This window comes from Proteus sp. Marseille-Q3619, from assembly GCF_965283115.1.
The window spans coordinates 1-3,149 of record NZ_CBDIMP010000003.1; the positions used below are offsets into that span (position 1 = coordinate 1).

General features: G+C 31.5%; 2 protein-coding genes and 2 pseudogenes. 1 reads left to right on the forward strand and 3 read right to left on the reverse strand.

Annotation, left to right across the window (positions count from 1 at the left end; genetic code table 11):
* The 3 genes and pseudogenes from ACWPWK_RS18965 to ACWPWK_RS18975 form a co-directional block, all read right to left on the reverse strand.
* Window positions 1–557, reverse strand: a pseudogene (locus ACWPWK_RS18965) (hypothetical protein); the annotation flags it as partial.
* 124 nt (window positions 558–681) lie between these two features.
* Entirely contained in the window at window positions 682–1,590 is a 909-nt protein-coding gene (locus ACWPWK_RS18970; RefSeq protein WP_109372284.1) for an AEC family transporter, read from the reverse strand.
* A 191-nt stretch (window positions 1,591–1,781) separates the two neighbouring features.
* Window positions 1,782–2,267, reverse strand: coding sequence for a GNAT family N-acetyltransferase (locus ACWPWK_RS18975; RefSeq protein WP_109372345.1), 486 nt, complete (start codon window positions 2,265–2,267; stop codon window positions 1,782–1,784).
* 143 nt (window positions 2,268–2,410) lie between these two features.
* Between ACWPWK_RS18975 and ACWPWK_RS18980 the strand changes: the two are divergent.
* Window positions 2,411–3,149 (forward strand): annotated as a pseudogene (locus ACWPWK_RS18980) (glycerol acyltransferase); the annotation flags it as partial.

The following is a 3,149-nucleotide window of genomic DNA, read 5'->3' on the forward strand; positions in this document are numbered from 1 at the left end:
GATTTTTTTTTATTAAACTCATCAATATAAAATCGATCACTTTTATTTTTATTATCAATGCATTCCATAAGAATCGCTCTAAAAGCGATAAATTTTTCTTCATAATTTACATTATCATTTTTTATGGCTGATAACTTCGAATAGTTATTAATGAAGCTTTCCAAGTCTTCATTTCCATAATTTTTCAAATTAAGATTCAATTTATTTTCTATATTCTCGAAAAAAGGTTTGATGTCGAATTCAGTAGCTATGGAGCTATCTTGAAAATTAATTTTATAAACGATATGATCATCAACTACATTAAGTTTAAAGTTGTTTTTATATTGCCCATCAGCTAAGTTACGCAATTCAAAAAAATACTTATTTTTATCTATAATAGATATATCTTTATCAAAATAGATATCACGTATAAGTGTAAGTGCTTTTTTTTCATTACTCAACCCTAGCCAATCTTTTATTTTTTCCCAAATACTCATTGCATCAGATGGTTTATGAGTATCCTCTAGTTTAGTTAGCTTTTCTTGGCTTATTTTTGCATTTGAAACATTTATAATCATAATTATTTACTCCATCCATAAAAAATCAATAAAGAGTAAATATAAGAAAGAAAATAAATTTTTAATATAAAGAAACGACTTTATTTTTAATGAATATTTTCATATAAATACATGCTTTTAGAAATCAAGATGATAAAAAGCTTAATATAATAGGTAATGTAATCGCAGCAAACATTGTTTGAGAAGTAATGATCCCCGCCATAAGTTCAGAATCCCCGCCTAATTGTCTGGTTAAAATATAAGAAGTGGGTGCCGTTGGTATCGAAAAGAAGATAACCAAAAGCATCATGACTAACGGAGATAAATCTAAAAAGTAAGCAACGCTATATGCTACTATCGGCACAATAAGCAAACGAGTAATCGTATTTACTCCAATCATTTTACTTTCAGCTTTTAGCGTCGAAAGATGTAATGCTGCCCCTATACAAATAAGCCCCAAAGGTAAACTGGTTGCAGCTAATAACTTCAAAAACTGATCGCTACCAAAAGGAAGCCCAACTCCTGATAGATTTATTATGATCCCAATAACACAAGAGATAATTAAAGGGTTTTTTATGATAGGTAATATTAGTTGACGCAATGTCACATTTTGCCCAGCGGTTAAACAAAGAACCGAAGTGACATTTGATAGAGGAACCAGTGTTGCTAATATCAAGGCGGCTATTCCTAATCCTTCAATACCAAATAAATCAGCGACAATTGCTAAACCTAAATAAGTGTTAAATCTAATATTACCTTGAACGATCGCACCAAAGCGCCCAGCAGACCAACCTGTTATCTTTTTCAAAATAACACACAAAATAGTGACAATAATGACTACAGAAAAAATAGCCCCAGCGAGGTGAGATAATTGAGGATCGGATAAAGGAGCATTTGCCAAGCTATTGATCAACAAAGCAGGAAAAAGTAAAAAATAGTTAAGTTTTTCAGCTCCCACCCAAAATGCAGGCTCAAAAGTTTTATTTCTTCTTAAAATTGCACCTAGCGCAATTAACGCAAATAGCGGCCATAACGTTAATAACACATTTTGCATAATATTTATCCTAGAGATATCGTTATACTTTACAATATCGTAACATCATGTGGATTACCATTTTATATAATTAATATAAAAGCTAATTCAAAAAATGATAAAAATAAATTTATACCGCATTTTAAGAATAGCTTTTTTATTATTAGTCTATTATAAAAACCATCCTTTAAAGATGATTAAAATACAAACAGCTAATCTAAATCAATGCACATGCGGTAACAAGGTAAATTTGCTTTTGCTAAATCAGAATAGTAATCACGTTCTTCTAATACTTTAAAACCCTGTTTTAAATAAAATAATACTGCATTAGGTGTGGCATCTAAAAACAACTTGGATTGACCTCTCTTAATTGCCTCATGTTTCAGCTGTTTTAAAATTAGTCCTGCAAATCCTTTTCCCATGTATTCAGGTAATGTAAAAATGGCCTCAGCAAAACCAGTTTTAACATCTAAAAAACCTGAAGCAACAGGAATATTGTATTCTTGATAATCAATCACATAAAATGGATTTTCAATAATAGCCTGCCGATATCCTTCAGGCATTTTATCAGGAGTCCAAGCGGCTAAAATCTCTGATGGATAAACATTCTCACAACCAAATCGCAACGCTTGATTTCGTAAATACCATAACCTTCTAGCTTCTTGTGGTTCAGCGAGTCTAAGTTGAATCATACTCATTTCCATCTTATTCATCAGAATTAACCGCCTCAAATTAGTGAAGCAATTTATTCTAGTAATGCTTTTTAAATTTTAATTTTTTAGTGTTACTTTTTTTAAGGGCGTGATATGTTTTTGAAGAAGGAATAATGTAAGGAAATCTTATGCCTAATTCAACATTGCCTTCATCATTAAGAAAAACCTCCTCTTTTGTTGCTGGTTCTCCACTTCCTTTTTATTATCGATTCATCTCGAGTGCAATTAGAGAAATCTACTTTTCCAAAATTTCACTTATTTACCCTAGTAGATCTCAAGCTGAAAATACACATCCAAAGTTAATTCTATGTAGTCATCGGAACAGTGCATTTGATGGTTATGTGGCATTAAAAGCATTTCCCGAAGCTCAAGCTTTAGCATCAATACAATTATTAAATAGTCGGTTAATGAGACTATTTTTTACGGGTATTCCGGTAGTTAGAAAAAAAGATAGACAGCGTTTGGGTATAAATAAAAATACTTTTTCAAGTCCTTCAGAGGCCGCGATTGCACATATAAAAGCAGGTGGAGATTTACTTTTATTTCCAGAAGGTAGTAGTGAGTGGGGTTTTCAGCCATTACCCTATCAAAGAGGGGCTGCCAGAATTATCAGAACATTAATCAGTGAGGGAGTGGTATTTGATATTATTCCTATGGGATTATTTTATATAGCCCCCGATAAATTCAGTTCAAACGTTGAGGTTTATATTGGTGAGACCATAAGTATAACATCACAACAAAACAATTTATCGATTAGGGAATGGGAGCAAAATATTCATAATGAGATTTCTATTTCATTAAATAAAGTTTCTGTTAACTGTCCTACCGTTGATATTTTTGAAAAAGCATCAAAGCATGCTTTTATTA